The sequence below is a fragment of the Paeniglutamicibacter quisquiliarum genome (genome assembly GCF_019084045.1).
Classification (GTDB): domain Bacteria; phylum Actinomycetota; class Actinomycetes; order Actinomycetales; family Micrococcaceae; genus Paeniglutamicibacter; species Paeniglutamicibacter quisquiliarum.
On sequence record NZ_JAHRED010000013.1, the window covers coordinates 37,191 to 59,198 of the forward strand.

A 22,008-nucleotide genomic window follows, 5' to 3' on the forward strand; every position below is an offset into this window, starting at 1 on the left:
GACACGTGGCAGTTTACATTCGTAGGGGACCGTCGAGCCTTGACCCTTCCAGATCTCGTCACTGCCCTCGTCGAAGGGATCGCCCACTCTGCTATTGCGCCGGGCGACAAACTACCGCCCGAACGCCGACTTGCCGAACTGCTCGGTGTCGGCCGATCAGCGCTCCGCGAGGCACTCAAAAGCCTCGACCTGCTGGGACTCATTGAGATCCGGCAAGGCGACGGCACCTACCTTTCGGCGAGCCATAGTTCCATGCTGACGCGTGCCGTCGGTTGGGGGGTCTTCCTCAATGCGGAGCACACGCGACAGCTTGTGGACGCGCGGTATTTCGTTGAGGCCGGACTCGCGCGGCTCGCCGCCAGGAACCGCAAGGAGAGGGACTTGGATCTTCTCGAGGAGAGCTTGGCCCGCATGCGGGCGGCGACGAATTCGGCGGACTTCGCCGAGGCGGACACTAAGTTTCACTTTGCCATCGCTCAAGCCGCGGACAACACGGTCCTTGCGTCCGTTCTGGAAAGCACCCGGACTCTGCTAACCCAATGGGTCGTGCGCGTAGCCGCTGGACTTAAGGATCAAGGAGCGCTTATCGAACAGCACCAAGCTATCGCCAACGCCATCACTGAAATGGATGAAGAGGGGGCAGAAACCGCCATGCGAGTCCACATCGCAGAAGTCACTCGTCGGTTGTACGAAGAAATAGAGCTCCCGAAGCGGTAGTCCCAAGGCCCTGGAATCCAGTGGAGCGAGGACCCACGGGTTACGGTGATGCGGCGTAGTGCTGCACTAGGAATGTTGCCCACGTAGCCTCAGCCCTCCGTGTGGATTGGATCCAGTTCCCCGTCCGGCTATCGCGGTCTCAGCAGGCTGGGCACCGGCAAGCCATCCGACCCGCAGGTCCACGCCGGGGCAGCGCGGCGCGGCGGATATAACCTGCCGGGCGTCCATGCGGTCGAACCTCGAGTTCCGCAATGCTTTCCCACCCCGTTGTCGAGGCATGCCTGCGATTTTGGCGTCGATAAACATACTTGAGGGCACTTGCATTGGGGGAAATTAGTGACTGGCCGTGCCGGAAGGGACACAGCCATTGAAACCGGCCCAAGCGCAACACGATTTGCTACTGCGCAACTCCCTACATGAGGGAACAATAAATGAAATCCCTGCTGTGGTCGTGTTCTTCCTAAGCAGATTCCCGTAGCCGGAGCGGAATCTGAGGGAATCAAGGCCCCTCGGGCTGTGCGTCCGGTGACTAGACCCGAGCTGCGCGCAAACGCGACCAGAGCCCTGCGCGTGGCTTGGGGTTCCGCGGGCCGCGGCTCATGTCGGGATCTAGCCCGCCAATGGGGTGGAACATTCCGGTGCTGAGTGCCGAGGAGGTTTCCGGAACTACGCGCGGATTTTTCTCGCTGGATGCTCCGGCGATGGGCTGGGTGGTGTTCATGCGGTCCTCCTCGAAACAGCAAAGATTCCAAGATATGAAATCTAAATTTTGGTTAGTGAAATTAAGTATGTACGCGGATCGGGGGAATGGCAAGGGTTTGATGTAATTTACTTCACACGCCTGCCCGCCGCGTCCCGTAGGCGGAAAAGATTCGCCAGAGCCCTTGACGGGAGGGGTGTGACCCGAGTTACATGGTGTGAAAGCAGAGTTCCACCATCCAGAAACATCGAGTCGAAGCCGGTTCCAAACCGGTGGTAAGGGTGTTCAGCCCTGGATGGTGCAGGCAACCAAGCAGGATTGAAAGAGCTGATCACCCGATGGATATTTCCCGTTTCAACGCACTCGACCCGAATGACGCCGCCGCCTTGCTGCGGCCATGTGTCGATATCGACCGCTGGGTTGAGGCGGTTCTCGGCACCCGCCCCTTCGCTTCCGTTGACGAGCTCCTGGCCTGTGCCCAAGCGGCCGCCGCGCCCTTCACCGAAGCGGAAATCGACGCCGCACTCGCCCACCATCCCCGTATCGGGGAGCGTGCGGCCGGTTCCTCGGCGGAGGCCGCGCTCAGCCGCAGCGAACAATCGGGCCTTAACCTCGACGAACAGTTGACCGCCGCGCTCGTGTCCGGGAACCGCGCGTACGAAGAGCGGTTCTCCCGCGTCTTTCTCATCCGTGCCTCCGGCCGAAGCAGCGCAGAAATCCTCGCTGAACTGCGCCGCCGACTGGACAACGACCCCGAGGTCGAACTGGCGGAAGTAGGAGAACAGTTGCGCGTCATCGCGCTCCTGCGCCTGGCCGCGGCCTTCGATCGTGCCCCCGCGCGCTAAGCGGGCGCCCACATGCATCCAGGTTTTTCTTTCCCCTCAACGAATCCAAAGGAGTCCTCGATGAGCGCCACCCAAGCTGCGAGAAGCCACATCACCACCCATGTACTCGACACCGGGACCGGGAGGCCTGCCTCCGGTGTCAAGGCCACGCTGGAAGCCAAGACGGCATCCGGATGGCAAGAAATCGGATCAGGAGTCACCGATGCCGACGGACGCATCGAGTCGCTCGGTCCGACAAAGGTTGAAGCCGGTCACCACCGAATCGCATTCGGCACCGGTGACTACTTCGGAAAGACGGATACGGAAACCTTTTTTCCCGCGGTAAACATTGATTTCGTCGTCGACGACACCTCAGCTCACTACCACGTACCTCTTCTTCTCAGCCCGTTTGCATATTCCACGTACCGAGGGAGCTAGAAAACATGAACACCTTTGCATCCGCAAGCCGGACCGGCACCAAGATCGTGCTTGGCGCCAACCAATACGGCAAGGCAGAAGTCCGGCTGGTGAAGATCACGCGGGACACCGACCGTCACGAGATCGAGGACCTGAACGTGACCTCGCAGCTTCACGGCGACTTCCTCGCCGCGCACATCGACGGGGACAACCGGCACGTTGTCCCAACCGATACACAGAAAAACACGGTCTACGGCTTTGCCCGGGACGGCGTTGGCTCGCCGGAGGCGTTCCTGCTGCGGCTCGGTGCGCACTTCACCACGGAATTCGACTGGGTCACCGGCGGTCGCTGGGCCGCCGAGCAATACTTCTGGGACCGCATCCAGGACCACGACCACGCATTCTCCCGGAACAAGTCCGAAGTGCGCACCGCGGTTCTGGAAATCAAGGACGGCGAGGCCTCGGTGCTCGCCGGGATCAAGGACCTGACCGTTCTCAAGTCCACCGCCAGCGAATTCCGCAACTTCCCCGTTGACCGCTACACCACGCTGCAGGAAACCGGCGACCGGATCCTGGCCACCGACGTCAGCAGCCGCTGGCGCTACAACTCGACCGCGGTTGCCAACGGGGGACTGGACTTCAACGCCGTCTACGCCTCGGTGCGGGAACTGCTGCTGGCGGGCTTCGCCGCCAAGCATTCCTTCGCGTTGCAGCAGACCATGTTCGACATGGGCGAGGCAGTCCTGGAGGCGCATCCGGAAATCGAGGAAATCAGGTTCTCGCTGCCCAACAAGCACCACTTCCTGGTCGACCTGTCTCCGTTTGGCCAGGACAACCCCAATGAGGTCTTCTTTGCGGCGGATCGCCCGTACGGCCTGATCGAGGCCGCGATCACCCGCGAGGGTGCCTCCGCAGCCCATCCGATCTGGGAAAACACACCCGGATTCTGCTAGCCGATGAGGTCTCGGGGGTGCGCGCGGTGCAACGCGTGCACCCCCGATGCGTCGCAACCCATCAAGGAGTCAGATATGAAGGCCGCGCAAGCCAAACGTTCTACACACCGTCCAGAGGACGAGCGGTTGCCGCTGGGCAAAACCATTGCCTACGGGCTCCAGCACGTACTGACCATGTACGGCGGCATCATCGCCCCGCCGTTGATCATTGGAGGGGCGGCCGGACTATCCCCGGAACAAATCGGCGTGCTGGTTGCCAGCTGCCTCTTTGTCGGCGGCCTGGCCACGATCCTGCAAACAGTCGGCGTTCCGTTCTTCGGTGCCCAGCTGCCCCTGGTCCAAGGCACCTCCTTCGCCTCGGTGTCCACCATGGTGGCCATCGTCAACGGCGACGGCGGCATCCAATCGGTCTTGGGCGCCGTCCTCGCCGCATCGGTGATCGGCTTCCTGGTGGCCCCGTTCTTCGCGAAGATCGTGCGGTTCTTCCCGCCCGTGGTGACCGGCGTCGTGATCACCATGATCGGGCTCTCACTCACCCCGGTGGCCGCTAACTGGGCCATGGGCGGAAACGCCAAGGCCGATGGCTACGGTTCGCTGGCCAACATCGGGCTCGCCGGAATGACGATGGCCATCGTGCTGCTGCTCTCCAAGGTCGGCAATGCGGCGATCTCGCGCCTGTCGATCCTGCTGGCCATGGTCATCGGCACCATCATCGCGGTGTTCCTCGGTGTGGCGGACTTCTCGGCCGTGGGCCACGGCGCCATCTTCGCCTTCCCGCAGCCCTTCGCCTTCGGGTGGCCGGTGTTCGAGATCGGCGCCATCGTCTCGATGACGATTGTCGTCATCGTGATCCTCACCGAAACCACCGCCGACATCCTCGCGGTGGGGGAGATCGCCAAGACCCGCGTCGATTCGCGGCGCATCGCCGACGGCCTGCGCGCCGACATGGCTTCCAGCATCCTGGCTCCGGTCTTCAACACCTTCACCCAGAGCGCGTTTGCGCAGAACGTCGGGCTGGTGGCCATCACGGGGGTGAAGTCCCGCTTCGTGGTCACGGCCGGCGGCGGCATCCTGGTAGTCCTCGGTCTGCTCCCGGTGCTCGGCCGCGTGGTCGCCGCGATCCCCACCCCAGTCCTGGGCGGGGCCGGGATCGTGCTCTTCGGCACCGTTGCGGCATCGGGAATCCGCACCCTGGCGAGCGTGAAGTACGACAACAACCTGAACATGATCATCGTCGCCACCTCCATCGCCTTCGGTGCGCTGCCGATCGTCAAGACCGATTTCTACGACGCGTTTCCAACCTGGTTCGCGACCATCTTCCACTCGGGCATCAGCTCGGCCGCGGTCATGGCCGTGGCACTGAACCTGTTGTTCAACGAGCTGAAGATCGGCACCCCGAAGCGTCACGGTTCGGCCTATGCCGCGGCCCCGCCGCGCATGCTCATTGCCGACCAGGTCCCGCGCATCGTCAAGGCGGAGGAAGTCCGCGGGCTGCTGGATGGGGACCGGTTCAAGTCCGGCAAGCTCATCGCCGCCGACGGCGAGGAAATCCCCGTCGTGGACGACGATGAATTCAAGGGCATCGTCGAGGAGTACCGCAAGAAATGCGAGGCGGCCGGCGTCCGGTGCCCGGACGAGTCCGAGTTCGTGCGATCCGGGAAGCCCCCGCAGCTTCACTGAGCGACTCTGGCCCGTGCGCCCACTGGCACGGATCCAGGAACCACAGTCGACCCGGTTCCCTGGGTCCGTGCGGACGCGCATTTTCGGGTTGTCCACATCGCTTCCATTACCGGTTCTGCCCACCCGCGAGGCAATGGACCTAGTCGGATAACACGTCTAGTGAAAGCGACGTCGGATGGGCATCCGACATGTGCACGGTGTTTTCGGCCACGATCTTGATCCTGTCGGCGGCAACCACCCCACCGGTATTTGAGTTCACATCAAAGCGCGGAAAGTTGCTCGACGAAACATCAAGCCGGATCCGGTGCCCGACGGCAAAGAGATTTGCCGTCGCCGGAGCCTCGACCGTAATGCGGTAAATCTGGTCGGGCTCCAGTAGTTCAGGTTCGGTGTAGGACTCGCGGTAACGCACGCGCATGATTCCCTCGGTGAGATTCATGGCAAAACCCTGGGGGAAGTCAAGACTCGGCGGGTACTCGTCGATCAACTTGATGGTCAGGTCCGTGTCGCTGGCCGAGGACGAGAGGAAGATCTCGGCCGTCACCCCACCCGCGATGCTCACTTGTTCCCGCAGGGGATCGGTGCGGAACACCAACACATCGGGCCTGGCGCTCAGTGGCAAGTGCGGTCGGCTTGCTCCGAAGATTTCGTCGCTGGGCACCTGGTCGTAAGCCCCGCCGCGCATGACTGGTTCGCCGCTGGTGACCTGCCCTCCGATGGTCGGAACCGGGTGGCTCGGGTCAAAGGCGTAGGTGATAGAGGCATCTTGTGAAACCGGTTCGGGGATCAGTCCCCCGTCTGGCGAGCAGTACAGGGTGACCCTTTGCGCGTTTTCCGGGGGCCACGAGGCCGCGCGTTCCCATCGGCCGCCATGATCAAGCCGGCCCTGTTGGGTGGCTTTTCCGCTGCCGCCACCCATCAGGAAATAGGTGACAGCGGTCCGTTGCACGGTAGTGGTGCTGCGTCCCAGCACCTCATCCATCCAATCAGCCCTAAAATCCAGGTAAGACGGCGCGAGATTGCCGTCAAAATATGAGGCAGGGCCAAAGTCGACATCGCCCGCGTAGCTCAGGCAGCGTTTCCCGTGGGTCCAGGGTCCCAGGAGCAGGTAGGCCGGACTGGACTTGCGGTCTCCCAGCTGCTGAAAATTCTCAATGGCTGAAGAAATGTAAGGGTCGTACCAGCTGGAGATGTGGAAACTAGGCACATCGGGGAACTTGTCGTAGGAACCGCGGGCATAGATTGCAGGCTGTGCCCAGTAGTCGTCAAAGTTCTCATGGGCCCACTGCTCCAGCAAATAGCCCTCGTAAGCGGGGGCCAGGCTCAGCGGTGAACTGCCCCGCCGCCATGGTGTCTGGTGGAACCAGTCCGCCACGTTCAGCGCGGTCAGTCCCGAAGCAATCACGGGATCGACCGTCGCTTCCGGACTTCGCGCCGCATGGCGGAAGGCCCACGTGGCCTGCTTGAGTTCGAAGGCTCCGCCCATGCGCATGCCCACTTCATAGGCCGAGGAGAATCCGCCCGAGTCCATGAACATGGCAGCTAGTCCGGTGGGTGCCAAAGCCGCTGCGGCAGTTTGCACATGGGCCGAGTAGGAAACCCCAATCATCAGAACACGCCCGTCGCACCAAGGCTGCGCCGTGATCCAGGAGATCGTATCCGCCCCGTCCTGTCCCTCGTTGAGGTATTTGACGAACTCACCTTCGGAGCTGCCTCGGCCGCGGCAGTCCTGACGAATCACGATGTAGCCGCGGTCGACGAAAAAAGCAGCTATTTCTTGCGGCAGCGGTATTGGTTGGTCATGCCTGGACTGATCCGAATCCCGGGTTGAACGCTTCCCATAGGGTGTGCGCTCCAACAGTACGGGCCGGGGTTTTTCGCCGGCGTCACCTAGATATACATCGGTGGCAAGCCGGCATCCATCACCCATCTCAACCATGAATTCCTGCGGATGGCCGGCGTCCTCAGACAGCAAGGATCTGTCGTCGATATATCTGGTCAACTGTGATCTCATTCCTTGATTTTCACTTCCCGGTGTTACTTTTAGGTTGCGCCGGCGGAGCCCTACATCATGAAGTTAGCCAGTGAACCGGCGATCCGCGCGACAGTTGGCGAAATTGAGCCAACTGTTCGTAACAAGGCCGGCATGGCAGAGGAGGTCTCATGGCCATTGCACTTCAATTTGCAGGATTCGACATCAACAACCTGCGCGTATCGGTCTCCCCCCTGTCCGAACTGATGGCGGTTCTCCACGTCTTGGCGGAACCTGACCATCACTTCGAATCGTCCGCCAAAGTTCAGGCCATCGCGCGAAAGCTGGACGATCGGCTGATCGCCGAGTTCAACGCTCTCTCGCCCCTGTGGGCTCGGTTCCGCGCACGATTCTTCTTTCCGGTGTCCACCGAACCAAAGCAGAATCTTGACCTGGAACTCGCTGGCATGGCCGCCCTACCGCTTGAGGCTTTCGTCTCCATGGCGGCCGAAGCCATTCGCGGTTTCAGCAAGGACCTCCCCGCAGCCCAGCAGCTGCTGCAGGATGAAAAAGTCCGTCGCGAGTTCCTGGATACGTGCCGATCTCGATCTTTGGGACGATTCGAGCTGGCCGAACAACTTCTGAATGACCCGGAGCAGTTCAGGCAAAGGATCATCGAATTCTGCCTGGATTGTTGGAATTCGTTCTTCAAGATGGAGTGGGACGATCTCGCCCTCTCCGTCGGCCGCGCAGCGGCCCAACTCGCGGGCAAGCTGAATCAAACCGACCCCATTGCGACGATCGCGTCACTCAGTGTCACCGCCAAGGCCTTTCGCGGAGCGTCCGAGGTTCGCTTCGACAAGCTCCAACAGCGCAGGGTCAAGATGGCCGAACGCGAGCTGCTGCTCGTCCCTTCACGTTGGATCGGAAACCATCTCACGGTTAAGGACAATGCCGGATACCCGGTCATTGTCCATTTTCCAGCGCAGACACGGCAGGAGGACCTCCTGCAGATCCATCAGATGCGTGGCAGGCTCAGCGCGCTCAGCGCCGATTCCCGGATGGAACTGTTCCGGCACATTTCGGCCGAACCCATGACGACCTCCGAACTTGCCGTCCGGCTTGGTCAGCCTGCGGCACAGATATCCCGATCCCTGCGGGTGCTGCGCGAAGCCGGACTCGTGGTCTCGGACCGCAACGGGAAGCTGGTTTACCACCGCATCGACACGGCAACGGTGCTCAGGATGGGTCCGGACCTGCTGGCCACACTGACCAGATGACTTCCGCCTACAGGGCGGCACCTTCCCGACGTCGGCGAATGGTGGGCATCATTGGTGTGCATTCATGGACCCGTCCATATGCATCTCGCAGGACAGTTTCCAAATCCTTGCCGCAACTTCCGGAACGATTGTCGAAAATTGGATAATCATCTCCCAGCACCGCGGTGCTTGTAATACAAATCACGGGTGGGGTTTTCGATTCCCACGCTACTGGGCAATCCGCGGCTCAGGGTTACCGCACTACTGGAGGATCCATGACCATCACCAAAATCGGAGGCCGGAGCGAATCGCTCGGGCTCCGTTTGCTCGCCAGCGTGGAAAGGGCAGGCAATGCACTGCCGCATCCGTTCTGGCTGTTCTGGATTCTCTTCGGCGTGCTTGCCGTCGCCAGCTGGATATTGTCGAGCGCAGGGGTGCGCGTCACGGATCCCGCGACCGGAGAGACTGTCGGGGTCAACAATGCGTTGAGCGTCGAGGCCATTCGCTCCCTGCTGACCGGCGCGGAGGAATCCTTCGTCACGTTTGGGCCGCTGGGGACGGTGCTGATCGTCATGCTGGGCGTTGCAGTGGCGGACAGGTCCGGACTCTTTGAAGTAATTGCCCGACGTGCGCTAAGCAATGTGTCGCCGCGTTCCGTCGTATTTGCCGTTGCTCTGGGCGGCGCGCTTTCCAAGTTCCTCTCCGACTCCGCCTACGTGGTGTTGATTCCGCTGGGCGCGGTGGCTTTTAAAGCCGTAGGCCGCTCTCCGATGCTGGGCATGATCGTAGCCTTCGTCTCGATCAATGCAGCCGGAGATGCCAATCCACTGATCGCCCCCGGCGATGTGGTCTTTGCAAAGGTAGCCACCGAGGCCGCCCACCTCATCGATCCGAGTGTCACCGTTCGAGCCACGGACAACATGTACTTCACGACGGTCTCAGCCATAGTGTTGGCGATTACGGTCACCCTGGTCACCGAGCTGATCCTGAAGAAGCGTGAGCACACCCTGGTGGTCGACACCGAGCAGGCCGACACGGCGGCAATGTCCGCCATGGCCCCCAGCGCCCTGCTCTCCGACGAGCAGGAACGCCGTGGACTGCGCGTCACGGGACTCTCCGCGGTGGCCTTCCTCGCGCTGCTGGCCGCGGCCATCATTCCTGCGGGATCACCGCTGCGTGGAGCGGGCGGGGAGTTCCTGGAATCGCCGTTTCTGGACGGCATAGCATTCTTCCTGTCGATGTTCTTTCTGGTTCTGGGCACGGCTTTCGCCTCTGGTTCCCGGCAACTGGACTCCGCCTCAGACATCCCTCGCTTTATGGCCGACGGCGTTCGTTCGATTGCGCCGCTGATCGTCCTGTTCTTTGCCGTCTCCCAGTTTTTGGCGTTGTTCAAGTTCACGAAAATCAGCACCGTAGTGGCCGTGGTCGGTTCCGATGCCATTCAAGGCCTGGGGATCAACAGCGTTGGCCTCTTCTTGATTGTTGTGGTCTGCATCGCGGTCCTTAACCTGATGATCACTTCCGGTCAGGCCCTGTGGGCGCTCGTTGCACCGGTCATCGTCCCGATGATGATGCTGCTCGGGACGAATCCTGCCACCACTATGGCGCTCTACCGCATCGCCGATTCGTGCACCAATTCCATCACCCCGATGAGCACCAGCTTCGTTCTCTGTGTGGGCTACCTCCAAACGCTGAACAAGAAGGCGGGCATAGGCACGCTGATCTCCTTCACGTTGCCGTGTGCGTTGATCATGTTCGTGGTGTGGCTCGGTTTGTTCCTCGCCTGGTGGGCGCTGGGCATTCCGCTCGGTCCCGGTGCCCCGGTGCGGTAGCGCGGGCGACAACCGGCCGCCTGCGGCTCGATGCCGGGGGCAGGTTCAAGGGATGAAACCAAAGGGATCATCAGTTGCTGGGCCCACTTTCCGGGTCGGAACTGGCGTGGCCGCAAGGACCATTCCACCGATCGCGGACTTCCAGCGCCCCACTTTCCCCGGAGGATCCGCCCATGGATCCCGGCCCGACAGCGATCGTCGCTGCCTTCTCGACGTTCCTTGGGGCCCAAGGGGCCGACCTCCCCGGCGGGAACTTGGATGACTTGGTCCACGGGAACGGACTCCCCACCGTTGTGAGCTATGCAATGCACTGTTTCGTGGAGCCCCGCGGTCGGCAGCAAAACGACGATCTTGGCTCCGGAGGCCTTGGCGGGTGATGCCAAAGAACACTCCATCATGACTAGCCAGACGTCACTGGCAGGAGTGGGCTACATAGAAGCTGCCCTCTGGCAGTCCTCCACGGGGAGTGTTTCGGTTCCACGCGGCGTCCCCATTTGCAGGTGGTAGCCCCAGCTGGTGGGCTCCGGTTACCAGGCTTAGGGAAGCCCACGAGCTGGTCGGCCCGGTGACCCAGTCCTGCCAGGCGAGCCGGGGCATCCCGTACCGGGAGAGGACCTTGTGGACGGTGGAGGGGTGCAGGCCCAGCAGGTAGCCGATCCTGGCGGGGCCCCAGCGCCGGTTCACCCGCAGCCCGATGATCCGCCGTTCGGTGCGCACGCGGGTGCGCCGCGGGGACCGGGCGGGTCGGCTGGAGCGGTCCTGCATCCCGTCCTCGCCGTGCTCGCGGTAGCGGGAGGCCCAGCGGGCGGCGGTGGTGACGGAGACCTGGAACCGCTCGGCCGCCCGGCGCAGCGGCCAGCGGTCCTCCACGATGCACCGGGCCGGCAGCAGGCGGCCCTTGGGCGCGAGGATGGCATTATCATGGGACATGAAGAAGACCTCCGGGATGTCGTGAACGTTGTCGCAAACACCACTTCACTTGGAGGTCTTCTTTTTGTCATTCAGCCACGCCGCAAGTCCCCAACGACCGTGGTCAATACACCTAGCCCGTCGTGACGGCCAGTGCCGCGGAAAGCTGGGCCGTGGCTGCACGAAGGTGCGGAATCGCCCGGGAGGTGAACTCGTCAGTCACGCGGGTGACGGGCCCGGAGACGGAGATGGCCATCGGCGTCGGCGCGCCCGGGACCGACATGCCCAGGCAACGCACTCCCAGTTCCTGCTCTTCCTCGTCGATGGCATAACCGCGGGAGCGCACCAGTTCGAGTTCGTCGAAGAGCTGGTGCATGGTTGTGATGGTCTTGGGCGTGTGGGCGGGCATGCCGGCCTGGTTGACCAGCCGCTGGACCCGGTCGTTATCCAGCACCGCCAAAATGGCCTTGCCCACGCTCGTGCCGTGCAGCGAGGAGCGACGTCCGACCTCGGTGATCATGCGCATCGCGTGCGGCGACTGGGCCTGGGAAATGTAGGTGACCATGTCGCCGTCGAGCACCGCGATGCTGGCGGATTCGCCCAGCTCGTTCACCAGGTTCTGCAGGATGGGCGTGGACAGGGCCCCCAGCTGGCGGTTGGCGACCTCGCCCAGGCGGATCAGCCGCGGTCCCAGCGCGTAGCGGCGGTTGTTCAGCTGGCGGACGTATCCAATGCCGACCAGGGTGCGCAGCAGCCTGTGGATGGTGGGAAGCGGAAGCGGGGTGTCCATGGCAAGTTCACTCAGGGCCGCCTCCCCGCCGGCCCGGCCAATGAGTTCAAGGAGCTCGAAGGCGCGCTCGACGGATTGGACGCCCGATGTCGTCTTTACTTCAGCCACGGCGATGCTCCTGGGTCTGCTGGTGCGCGGGCGGGACCGTCAAAAGGTCCCGCAAACGGTCAAGTCTTGTGATGCAACACTACCGGAACCCTGGCCTGTTCTTCCACGATCCGAAACTTTGGTGCAAAATTCCCGTGACCCACTCCACATAAGTGCTTGTAATTTCACTCCGCAGATAATAGTATCCACTATACGGAAACTTTTTTCAGGAGGACGATATGGCTGTACCTAGCCCGGGATATTCACTGACGCTGCGTGTCCAAACGCCCGTCTCGATCACTGCAACCAGCGAACTGGCCGCGGCCGTGGGCCGCGCCGGAGGGTCGATCACGGCACTTGACGTGGCCGAATCCGGCCATGACCACATGGTCGTCGACGTCAGCTGCAACACCACCGACGCCGCACACGGCCAGTCCGTCCGCGACGCCCTCGATGCGCTGGACGGCGTGAACGTCCGCAACGTCTCGGATCGCACCTTCCTCATGCACCTGGGCGGCAAGCTCGAGGTCGTCCCGAAGGTGGCCCTGCGCAACCGCGACGACCTCTCCCGCGCCTACACCCCCGGGGTGGCCCGCGTGTGCATGGCCATTGCCGAGAACCCCGAGGACGCCCGCAACCTCACCATCAAGCGCAACACCATTGCCGTGGTCACCGACGGCTCCGCCGTCCTGGGCCTGGGCAACATCGGCCCGGCCGCCGCGCTTCCGGTCATGGAAGGCAAGGCCGCGCTGTTCAAGCAGTTCGCCAACGTCGATGCCTGGCCGGTCTGCCTGGACACCCAGGACACCGAGGAGATCATCATGATCGTCAAGGCGCTCGCCCCGGTCTACGGCGGCGTGAACCTCGAGGACATCGCCGCACCGCGCTGCTTCGAGATCGAGGCCCGCCTGCGCGAGGAACTCGACATCCCGGTCTTCCACGACGACCAGCACGGCACCGCCATCGTCACCCTCGCCGCGTTGACCAACGCGCTGTTGGTGGTCGGCAAGCAGATCGACAAGGTCCGCATCGTCGTCTCCGGCGTCGGCGCAGCGGGCAACGCCATCATCCAGCTCCTGGCCGCCCGCGGCGCCAAGAACATCATCGCCGCCGGCCGCAACGGCGCCATCAGCCGCACCGATGTCTCCGCCGACCCGCACCGCCAGTGGCTGGCCGACAACACCAACCCGGAGCAGTTCACCGGAACGCTCAAGGAAGCCATGGTTGGCGCCGACGTCTTCATCGGCGTCTCCGCCCCCAACGTCCTGGACGAGGCGGACATCGAGGCCATGAACGAGAACGCCATCGTCTTCGCCATGGCCAACCCCGACCCGGAGGTCGACCCGGCCGCCGCCGGCCGCCACGCCGCCGTGGTCGCCACGGGCCGTTCCGACTTCCCGAACCAGATCAACAACGTGTTGGCCTTCCCGGGCTTCTTTCGCGGACTGCTCGACGCACGCGTTTCAGACATCACCGACGAAATGTTGTTGGCTGCAGCCGATGCCATTTCCGCCCGGGTAAGCCAAGATGAACTCAACCCAGGTTTCATCATTCCCTCCGTCTTCGACCCGCACGTGGCCGCAGACGTTGCCGAGGCCGTCTCCTCCGCGGCAGCGAAGAACAAGTAGCAAGAAAGTCTGGTCCACCACGATGAGCATCACACTGACCCACACCCCGTCCGTTGCCAAGGCCGATGAGATCCTCTCCGCCGAGGCGCTGGCCTTCGTCTTGAAGTTGCACGAGAAGTTCACCGGAACCCGCGAGGAGCTGCTTGAGGCACGCACCAGGGCCCGTGCCGAGGTCGCCAAGACCGGCACCATGGACTTCGACCCGGCCACCGCGCAGGTCCGCGCCGGCGACTGGAAGGTCGCCCCGGCGCCGGCCGCCCTGCAGGACCGACGCGTGGAAATCACCGGCCCGGCTTCCCCGGCCAAGATGGCCATCAACGCGCTGAACTCCGGTGCCAAGGTCTGGCTTGCGGACCTCGAGGATGCCTCGACCCCGACCTGGCACAACGTCATCGACGCGCTGGTGAACCTCACCGAGGCGGCCGCCGGCACGCTGTCCTTCGAGGACGCGGGCAACGGCAAGTCCTACGCGCTGCGCACCGACGCACCGCTGGCCACCGTCGTGGTCCGCCCGCGCGGCTGGCACCTGCCGGAGGCCAACGTGCTCATCAACGGCGCACCGGCAATCGGAGCGCTGGTCGACTTCGGCCTGCATTTCTTCCACAACGCCAAGGTGTTGGCAGAGTCGGGCCAGGGCCCGTTCTACTACCTGCCCAAGATGGAGTCCTACCTCGAGTCCCGACTGTGGAACGAGGTGTTCGCCTTCGCCGAGGCGGAACTGGGCATCGAACACGGCACCATCCGCGCCACCATGCTCATCGAAACCATCCCGGCCGCGTTCCAGATGGACGAGATGCTCTACGAGCTGCGCGACTACGCCTCGGGCCTGAATGCCGGTCGCTGGGACTACCTCTTCTCCATCATCAAGTACTTCCGCGAGGCCGGCGAAAAGTTCGTCATGCCCGACCGCGCCGACGTGGCCATGACGGCGCCGATGATGCGCGCCTACACCGAACTGCTGGTGCAGACCTGCCACAAGCGCGGCGCCTTTGCGATGGGCGGCATGGCCGCCGTCATCCCGAACCGCCGCGAACCGGAGGTCACCGCAGCCGCGTTCGAGAAGGTCCGGGCCGACAAGACCCGCGAGGCCAACGACGGCTTCGACGGCTCCTGGGTGGCGCACCCGGACCTGGTCCCGATCTGCGTGGAGGTCTTCGACTCCGTGCTCGGCGCGAAGCCCAACCAGATCGACCGCCAGCGCCCCGAGGTCGCCGTCACCGCCGAGGCACTGCTCGACGTCGCCTCGGCACCGGGCTCGGTCACCGAGGCCGGGGTCAACACCAACCTTTACGTGGCCGTCGCCTACACCGCGGTCTGGCTCTCGGGCAACGGGGCCGTGGCCATCCACAACCTCATGGAGGACGCGGCAACCGCCGAGATCTCCCGGTCGCAGATCTGGCAGCAGATCCGCAATAAGGTCGTCGCCGCCGACACCGGCAACACCATCACCGCCGAGCTCGTCGCCAAGGCACTCGAGGTCCAGGTCGAGAAGCTGCGCGGCGAGGTCAACGACGAGGAAGCCTTCGCCGCGTACTACGCCCCCGCGGCAGACCTCATCGGCCGCCTGGTCTCCGGGCGCGACGAGGACTTCGAGGACTTCCTCACGCTGCCTGCCTACCGCCTGCTAAGCACCGAGCTGGTGGCAAAATGAGTCGGCTAGGCGCGCTGGGCGCGGCCGCACTGGCACGCATCGAAAGCGATCTGGCCGCCACCGACGAGTTGCTGGAGCAGAACTACCCGGGCGACGACGGACGGCGCCAGCCGATCCACACCGCCTATGTCCCGGCCGACCGCTTCACCCCCGGGCTGCCCGCGGCCTGGGGCGCCGCTGCCCTTGAGGCCGCCGGCGGCGTGGCGGGCCTGGCCGCCTTGGCCGAAAAGCTGGGACTGGCGCAGCCGGAGGAACTTGCCGCGCTGGTCGCAGCGAAGCTGGGCCGCGAGCCCATCGAGGACCTGCGCCTGGACTTCGAGGACGGATACGGCAACCGCGGCGACGAGGCCGAGGACGCCGCGGCCGTGGCGGCGGCCGAACAGGTAGCCAAGGCCGTGGCCGCAGGTCTCGCCCCGCCGTTCATCGGCATCCGCTTCAAGTGCCTCGAGGCACCCACCCGGGCCCGCGGGCTGCGCACGCTGGATTTGTTCGTCTCCACGCTGGCCAGCGCCGGCGAATTGCCCGAAGGGCTGGTGCTGACCCTGCCGAAGGTCACCACCGTCGCCCAGGTCCGGGCCATGGTCTTCGTCTGCGAGCAGCTGGAGGCGGCGCACTCGCTGCCCGCCGGGCGCCTGCGCTTCGAGGTCCAGATGGAAACCCCGCAGCTGATCCTCTCGCACGAGGGCACCGTCCCGTCGGCTACGCTGCTGCACGCGGGCAAGGGGCGGATTTCCTCGCTGCACTACGGCACCTACGACTACTCGGCCTCGCTGGGCATCGCGGCTGCCTACCAGTCCATGGAGCATCCGGCCGCCGACTACGCCAAGAACGTCATGCAGGTGGCCATCGCCGGCACCGGCGTGCACATGTCCGACGGCTCGACCAACATCCTGCCCCTGGGCGACCCGGAACAGGTCCAGGCCGCCTGGGCGCTGCATGCCCGTCTGGTGCGCCGCCACCTGGAGCGCGGGATCTACCAGGGCTGGGACCTGCACGAAAACCAGCTGCCCACCCGCTACCTGGCGACCTACGCGTTCTACCGCGAGGGCTTTGCCGCCGCGGCGGCACGCCTGCGCAACTACGTGCACCGCATCGAGTCGGCCATCATGGACGAACCGGCAACCGCCAAGGCGCTGGCCAACTTCATCCGCCGCGGCCTGGTCTGCGGCGCACTGACGGCCGAGGAGATCGCCGCGGAGGCCGAGATTTCCCTATCCACCCTTGAATCAATCGCCCTGGCGCGAGCAACACAGACGGAGGACTCGAATGTCTAAGATCCAGACTCGTGCGGATGCAAGCTACTACACGAACTACGGCGGGCACCCGCCGCAGACCGACCTGTTGACCGACCGCGCCATCGTCACCGAGGCGTACACGGTCATCCCGCGCGGGGTGCTGCGCGACATCGTCACCTCGGTCTTCCCGGAGTGGACCGGCACCCGCGCCTGGGTGCTGAACCGCCCGGTCGCCGGCGGCTCGACCACCTTCGCCCAGTCCATCGTGGAGGTCTCCCCGGGCGGCGGCTCGGATCACCCGGAGCCGCAGGCCGAGGTCCAGTCCTTCGTCTTCGTGGTCTCCGGCCGGCTGACCGTGACCATCGACGGCGCCGCGCACACCCTGGAGGAGGGCGGCTTTGCCTACGTCCCGGCCGGCACACAGTGGCAGGCCCACAACAACGGCGTCGAGGTGGCAACCTTCCATTGGATCCGCAAGCGCTACGAGGTCCTGGCGGGCGTCGCCGCCCCGGGTCCGGTCGTCGGCAACGAGCGCGACATCGAGCCCGGAGCGATGCCCGAGACCGAGGGCAAGTGGCGCACCACGCGCATGCTTGACCCGCAGGACGTGGCGTTCGACTTCGGCGTGAACATCGTGACCTTCGAGCCCGGCGCCTCGATCCCGTTCGCCGAGACCCACGTGATGGAGCACGGACTGTACGTGCTGGAGGGCAAGGCCGTCTACCGGTTGAACGCCGACTGGGTCGAGGTCGAGGCGGGGGACTACATGTCGCTGCGCGCCTTCTGCCCGCAGGCTTGTTACGCCGGCGGACCGTCGAACTTCCGCTACCTGCTCTACAAGGACCAGAACCGCCAGATCGCCTTGTAACGCGGCACTCCGCTTAACCCCGTCGGGCCCCTCGAACGCGATGCGTTCGAGGGGCCCGACGGTGTTTGGGGGAGGGGGAAACCCTGCCCCCGTCTCGGCCGGCGCCCGTTGGGAAAGGGGTGGTGCCGGAGAGATGCGTTTCCTACCAGGCCGGGAGCACCGGCAGGGGTCCGCTGGCTTCAATGTAGCGTGCCTGGCCGCGCGCGAGCCACTCGATCAGGCCCTCGCGGTCCGACTTGACCTGCAGGGCGCCGTCGCCGATGACCCACTCGTCGCCTTCCTCGGTCACCAGGGTCATGCCCGGGGCGTCCTTGGCCCGCATGGTGCGCACCGCCGCCTCCACGGCGTTGAGCTGCGAGTCCGGGTCGGCCTCCTCGATGGTCCAGGCGGTGTCCAGGTCGTGGTGGTGCACGACGACCTCGGCGATGCGCAGGGCCACGATGGAGGTGGCGGGGATGACCTTGCCGTGCAGGTCCACTTCCTGGACCGCGAGCTCCCCGGCCAGGCGCTCGGCCTGCTCGGCGAAGTACTCCGCGGCGCTGCGGAATTTCCCGACCAGTTCCTCGCGCGGCAGGGCCGCCAGCGCGGCGATCTCCTCGTTGCGGGCCTCGGGCGAGGCATAGAGCTGCTGCTCTTCCCCGGTGGCGGCCCAGTCGATGAGCTTGACCAGCGAGCGGCCGTTGGAGGCCAGGTGGGCGATGACATCGGCCCGGCTCCACCCCTCGCACAGGGACGGCGCGGACATTTCGTCGGCGGACAGGGTGTCGATCGTGGCCAGCATCATGTTGGTTTCGCGGCCGAGTCGGGAAAGGTCCGAGTGCAGGCGGGCAGTGTTGATCATGCAGACACCCTACCAATGTGCGGGCCGGGGATGGGCCCGGAATCCAATACATATCGAACCGGTATTGACTCATATGCAGGCGCGTGGCGCGGTGCCGGACCCGCCGGGGCCCGGAGTCGCCATTCCCGGCTTTTTGCCGCCCGGGCGGTAGTTTGGTGGGATGATCCCGGACCGGCAGATGACGCAACGACTACGGCTCGATCCACCGGTGCCCGGGGACCTGGAGGAGGTCTACGCGATCTCCGGCGATCCGCGGACCTGGGCGCACATCCCCGGGGAACGGGTCACGGATCCGCGGCAGACCGAGGCCTCGCTGGAAACGTTTGGCGCCGGCTGGCGGGAGCACGGCCTCTCGCACTGGGTCGTGCGGCTGGGGGAGGCCGGCGCGTACCCGCCCCTGGAGCCCGGCCGGGTACTGGGCACCGGGGGAGTGCACCTGTTTGCGGCGGTCGCCGGCAAACACGTCTGGAACCTTGGCTACCGGCTGGACCCTGCCTGCTGGGGACACGGATTCGCCACCGAACTTGCCCGGTACGCGGTGGAACGCGCCCACGCCGCCAGGGAATCGGTGCCGGTGATCGCCCGGGTGCTTTCCACCAACCCCGCATCGGTCAAGGTGGCGCAGAAGGCCGGGCTCCAACTCCGTTGGGAAGGACCTCCGTCGCCGAAGACCGCTGCAGCAGTCGGTGACGGGTCGGTTTCCCGGCTCATCCTTGCGGACCGTGAGCTGGATGGCGACGTGCTGGCATGGCTGGTCTCCCGCGGCTAGGAAGCCGCAGGAACAAACCCGGCGCCTGCGGAACCGCGGCGCGTGGCTAGGGGCGGGCCGGCAGGCCCGCGCCGGTTGATGCGCGCTGCACCAATTTGGGGGTGAACACGAACTGCTCGCGCACCGCGTCGGGCCCGGCTTCGGCCTCGCGCAGCAGGACGTCAACAGCGGTCCGCCCGATTTCGACGGCCGGCTGGCGCACCGAGGTAATGGGCACCACCGCCGATTCCGCGAAGGCGATATCGTCGTAGCCGACCAGCGCGATGTCCTCCGGGACCCTGACCTTTCCGCTCATGACCAGTGCCTGTAGCACGCCCATGGCCAGGAGGTCGTTGGCGGCGAAGATGGCCTCGGGCCGGCGGGCGGCGGGCAGCGCAGCGATCCGTTCCCCGGCGGCGCGGCCCTCGAACACGCTCAGCGCTTTCGTGCCGAAGATTTCAAGGCTGGCACCCGGCACCGCTGCAACCACCGATTGGGCGCCCTCCAGGCGGTGGCGCACCTGTTCGATTTCCATCGGGCCGCCGACAAACCCGATGCGTCGCCGTGAGGCATCAATCAGGTGCTGGGCAGCAATGCGCCCGCCTTCGACGTCGTTGACCGAGACCGAGGAGAAGGACTGGTCGCCGCTGCCGCGGTCGACCAGCACCACGGGGGTCCCGGCCTCGCGAATCCGCCACAGCCTGCTCAGGTCCGTGCGCACCGGGGAAATGAGCAACCCCGCCACGCGTTGTTCCTCGAAAAGATCCAGCAGTCGCCCTTCATTGGACACCGAGTCGTCGCTGGCGCCCATCAGCACACTGTAGCCGTTGTCCAGGGCCCGCTGCTGCGCGCCATGGGTTACGTCCATGAAAAAGGGGTTGCGGGCATCGAGGACGACCAGGCCGAAGCTGCGGCTTCGGCCCGCGCGAAGTTGCCGGGCCGCATCGTTGCGCACGAAGCCCAGGCGTTCGATGACTTCGGTGACGCGGGTGACAGTGGAGGGCGAGACCATGGCCGGGCGATTGAGCACATTGGAGACGGTTCCCACGGAGACGCCGGCCTCGCGGGCCACGTCCCGGACACTGATTGCCAAAGTGGGCCCCTTCCGCCTGCCGTGTATGCGTCATTGCGAGTATATCGCCCGGGGCCGCCGCCCGGGCCCGAACGACACCTATTGAAAGGATTCAATTTATTTGGTTCCGGCGGCCCAAAGCACTTGAAATTCATTGTGATCTTGGTCTAGTATCGGGACGTTCCATTGAATTGAAACGATTCATAATCTGGTGCCGGAGCCCCGAATGTGACATCGGCACGCAAGCACACGAAGGGGGAAGCGGCATGACGAGGGTCTGTTTCCAGTTGCAGGTGAAGCCCGAGCGGCTCACCGAGTACATCGAACGCCACGCCGCGGTATGGCCCCAGATGCTCCAGGCCATCGAGCAGGCGGGCCGCCGCAACTACTCGCTCTTCGTGCGCGGCGACGGTTTCCTGGTCGGCTACTACGAGACCGACGACGACCAGGCGGCCCAGCGTGCGCTGGATGCCGACCCGCGCACCGCGGCCTGGGAAGCGCAGATGTCCGGGTTCTTTGTGTCCCTGGACGGGCGCCCCGACCAGGGCGCCGAACGACTGACCGAGGTTTTCCACCTCGAAGACCAGCTGGCGACGCTCAACTCCTGAGCGCACCGACACCCCCCCACCCCACCAACGAAAAGGAGACCTCATGGGCACGACGTTGAGCCCCGAGATCCTCGCCACCCTTGAACGCCAGGCCATTGAAGTTCCCTCCTGGGCCTACGGAAACTCGGGAACCCGCTTCAAGGTCTACGGCACCGACGGCACCCCGCGCGATCCGTTTGAAAAGATCGCCGACGCGGCCGAGGTCAACCGGCTCACCGGCCTGGCCCCGTCCGTGGCACTGCACATCCCGTGGGACAGGGTGGATGACTACGGCGCCCTGCGCGTCTACGCGAACGACCTGGGCATCGAGCTGGGGACCATCAACTCAAACACCTTCCAGGACGACGTCTACAAGTTCGGTGCCCTGACCCACGAGGATCCGGCCGTCCGCCGCAAGGCCGTTGACCACCACCTCGAATGCGTCGACGTCATGGACGCCACCGGCTCGCGCGACCTGAAGATCTGGCTCGCCGAGGGCTCGAACTACCCCGGCCAGGCAGACATGCGCGGCCGTCAGGACCGCCTGGCCGAGTCCCTGCAGCAGATCTACGCCCGCCTGGGCGGCGACCAGCGGTTGATGCTCGAGTACAAGTTCTTCGAGCCGTCGTTCTACCACACCGACGTGCCCGACTGGGGAACCTCCTACGCCCAGGTCGCCGCACTCGGGGACCGAGCCAAGGTCTGCCTGGACACCGGCCACCACGCGCCGGGCACCAACATCGAATTCATCGTGATGCAGCTCCAGCGCCTGGGCAAGCTCGGCTCCTTCGACTTCAACTCGCGCTTCTACGCGGACGACGACTTGATCGTGGGTGCCGCCGACCCGTTCCAGCTCTTCCGGATCATGTTCGAGGTCATCCGCGGCGGGGGCCTTGACGCCGACACCGAGATCGCGTTCATGCTCGACCAGTGCCACAACGTCGAAAACAAGATCCAAGGCCAGATCCGCTCGGTGCTCAACGTGCAGGAAATGACGGCCCGCGCCCTGCTGGTGGACCTCGACGCCCTGGCCGCCGCGCAGCGTTCAGGCGACGTACTGGCCGCCAACGCGGTGTTCATGGACGCGTTCTACACCGACGTGCGCGCCGAGCTCGCGCAGTGGCGCGAATCCCGCGGACTGCCGGCGGATCCGGAGGCCGCATTCCGCGCCTCGGACTACCAATCGCGCATCGAGGCCGCCCGCGTCGGCGGCGTCCAGGCCGGATGGGGTGCCTGAG

19 protein-coding genes and 1 pseudogene are annotated in these 22,008 nt (G+C 64.7%); 14 read left to right on the forward strand and 6 right to left on the reverse strand.

All coding sequences use genetic code 11. From position 1 onward, the window contains the following. Nucleotides 1-39 precede the first annotated feature (39 nt). Nucleotides 40-717, forward strand: a complete 678-nt coding sequence (locus KRR55_RS18290) for a FadR/GntR family transcriptional regulator (RefSeq protein ID WP_217390750.1) — start codon at nt 40-42, stop codon at nt 715-717. Between the two features lie 529 nt (nt 718-1,246). Here the strand turns inward: KRR55_RS18290 and KRR55_RS18295 are convergent. Next, nucleotides 1,247-1,438: a hypothetical protein gene (locus KRR55_RS18295; RefSeq protein ID WP_217390751.1), complete on the reverse strand. Its 192-nt coding sequence runs from the start codon at nt 1,436-1,438 to the stop codon at nt 1,247-1,249. A 317-nt stretch (nt 1,439-1,755) separates the two neighbouring features. Here KRR55_RS18295 and uraD point away from each other — a divergent pair, with 317 nt between their 5' ends. From uraD to KRR55_RS18315, 4 genes are all read left to right on the forward strand, one after another. Continuing rightward, entirely contained in the window at nt 1,756-2,262 is a 507-nt protein-coding gene (gene uraD, locus KRR55_RS18300) for a 2-oxo-4-hydroxy-4-carboxy-5-ureidoimidazoline decarboxylase (RefSeq protein WP_217390752.1), read from the forward strand. Nucleotides 2,263-2,322: 60 nt separating this feature from the next. Then, nucleotides 2,323-2,679: a hydroxyisourate hydrolase gene (gene uraH, locus KRR55_RS18305; protein ID WP_217390753.1), complete on the forward strand. Its 357-nt coding sequence runs from the start codon at nt 2,323-2,325 to the stop codon at nt 2,677-2,679. A 5-nt stretch (nt 2,680-2,684) separates the two neighbouring features. Then, a complete protein-coding gene (gene pucL / locus KRR55_RS18310; protein ID WP_217390754.1) occupies nt 2,685-3,611 on the forward strand; it encodes a factor-independent urate hydroxylase in 927 nt (308 codons plus the stop codon). 75 nt (nt 3,612-3,686) lie between these two features. Beyond that, a complete protein-coding gene (locus KRR55_RS18315) occupies nt 3,687-5,291 on the forward strand; it encodes a solute carrier family 23 protein (protein ID WP_217390755.1) in 1,605 nt (534 codons plus the stop codon). A 139-nt stretch (nt 5,292-5,430) separates the two neighbouring features. Here KRR55_RS18315 and KRR55_RS18320 read toward each other — a convergent pair whose 3' ends face one another. Continuing rightward, nucleotides 5,431-7,293 carry a CocE/NonD family hydrolase gene (locus KRR55_RS18320; RefSeq protein WP_217390756.1) on the reverse strand — a complete coding sequence of 621 codons (1,863 nt, stop codon included), beginning with the start codon at nt 7,291-7,293 and terminating at the stop codon, nt 5,431-5,433. A gap of 161 nt (nt 7,294-7,454) precedes the next feature. Between KRR55_RS18320 and KRR55_RS18325 the strand changes: the two genes are divergently transcribed. Both KRR55_RS18325 and KRR55_RS18330 read left to right on the forward strand, forming a co-directional pair. Next, nucleotides 7,455-8,543: an ArsR/SmtB family transcription factor gene (locus KRR55_RS18325; protein WP_217390757.1), complete on the forward strand. Its 1,089-nt coding sequence runs from the start codon at nt 7,455-7,457 to the stop codon at nt 8,541-8,543. Nucleotides 8,544-8,797: 254 nt separating this feature from the next. Next, a complete protein-coding gene (locus KRR55_RS18330; protein ID WP_217390758.1) occupies nt 8,798-10,354 on the forward strand; it encodes an AbgT family transporter in 1,557 nt (518 codons plus the stop codon). 561 nt (nt 10,355-10,915) lie between these two features. Here KRR55_RS18330 and KRR55_RS18335 read toward each other — a convergent pair. Beyond that, nucleotides 10,916-11,284 (reverse strand): annotated as a pseudogene (locus KRR55_RS18335) (helix-turn-helix domain-containing protein); the annotation flags it as partial. 112 nt (nt 11,285-11,396) lie between these two features. After that, nucleotides 11,397-12,161 carry an IclR family transcriptional regulator gene (locus tag KRR55_RS18340; RefSeq protein ID WP_217390759.1) on the reverse strand — a complete coding sequence of 255 codons (765 nt, stop codon included), beginning with the start codon at nt 12,159-12,161 and terminating at the stop codon, nt 11,397-11,399. Nucleotides 12,162-12,379: 218 nt separating this feature from the next. Between KRR55_RS18340 and KRR55_RS18345 the strand changes: the two genes are divergently transcribed. Genes KRR55_RS18345 through KRR55_RS18360 form a run of 4 tightly spaced genes read left to right on the forward strand, consistent with a single transcriptional unit; the run spans nt 12,380 to nt 17,522 of the window. After that, complete coding sequence (locus tag KRR55_RS18345) at nt 12,380-13,768, forward strand: NAD-dependent malic enzyme (RefSeq protein ID WP_217390760.1); 1,389 nt, start codon at nt 12,380-12,382, stop codon at nt 13,766-13,768. A 22-nt stretch (nt 13,769-13,790) separates the two neighbouring features. Continuing rightward, on the forward strand, nt 13,791-15,419 hold the full coding sequence (gene aceB, locus KRR55_RS18350) for a malate synthase A (RefSeq protein ID WP_217390761.1): 1,629 nt from the start codon (nt 13,791-13,793) through the stop codon (nt 15,417-15,419). Continuing rightward, a complete protein-coding gene (locus tag KRR55_RS18355; RefSeq protein WP_217390762.1) occupies nt 15,416-16,693 on the forward strand; it encodes a DUF6986 family protein in 1,278 nt (425 codons plus the stop codon). Before aceB ends, KRR55_RS18355 begins: the two co-directional genes overlap by 4 nt. Beyond that, nucleotides 16,686-17,522, forward strand: a complete 837-nt coding sequence (locus KRR55_RS18360; RefSeq protein ID WP_217390763.1) for a bifunctional allantoicase/(S)-ureidoglycine aminohydrolase — start codon at nt 16,686-16,688, stop codon at nt 17,520-17,522. The genes KRR55_RS18355 and KRR55_RS18360 overlap by 8 nt, the downstream gene beginning before the upstream one ends. A gap of 142 nt (nt 17,523-17,664) precedes the next feature. On the opposite strand, the gene KRR55_RS18365 is transcribed toward KRR55_RS18360, so the two are convergent. Next, on the reverse strand, nt 17,665-18,363 hold the full coding sequence (locus KRR55_RS18365; RefSeq protein ID WP_217390764.1) for a maleylpyruvate isomerase family mycothiol-dependent enzyme: 699 nt from the start codon (nt 18,361-18,363) through the stop codon (nt 17,665-17,667). Nucleotides 18,364-18,541: 178 nt separating this feature from the next. Between KRR55_RS18365 and KRR55_RS18370 the strand changes: the two genes are divergently transcribed. Beyond that, nucleotides 18,542-19,132: a GNAT family N-acetyltransferase gene (locus KRR55_RS18370; protein WP_217390765.1), complete on the forward strand. Its 591-nt coding sequence runs from the start codon at nt 18,542-18,544 to the stop codon at nt 19,130-19,132. A gap of 46 nt (nt 19,133-19,178) precedes the next feature. On the opposite strand, the gene KRR55_RS18375 is transcribed toward KRR55_RS18370, so the two are convergent. After that, nucleotides 19,179-20,204, reverse strand: a complete 1,026-nt coding sequence (locus tag KRR55_RS18375) for a LacI family DNA-binding transcriptional regulator (RefSeq protein ID WP_217390766.1) — start codon at nt 20,202-20,204, stop codon at nt 19,179-19,181. 245 nt (nt 20,205-20,449) lie between these two features. On the opposite strand from KRR55_RS18375, the gene KRR55_RS18380 reads away from it, so the two are divergent. Together KRR55_RS18380 and rhaI are read left to right on the forward strand one after the other, a co-directional pair. Next, nucleotides 20,450-20,791, forward strand: a complete 342-nt coding sequence (locus KRR55_RS18380; protein ID WP_217390767.1) for an L-rhamnose mutarotase — start codon at nt 20,450-20,452, stop codon at nt 20,789-20,791. Between the two features lie 43 nt (nt 20,792-20,834). Continuing rightward, nucleotides 20,835-22,007 (forward strand): L-rhamnose isomerase, encoded by a 1,173-nt coding sequence (gene rhaI, locus KRR55_RS18385; protein ID WP_217390768.1) that lies wholly within the window; start codon nt 20,835-20,837, stop codon nt 22,005-22,007. Nucleotide 22,008 lies beyond the last annotated feature (1 nt).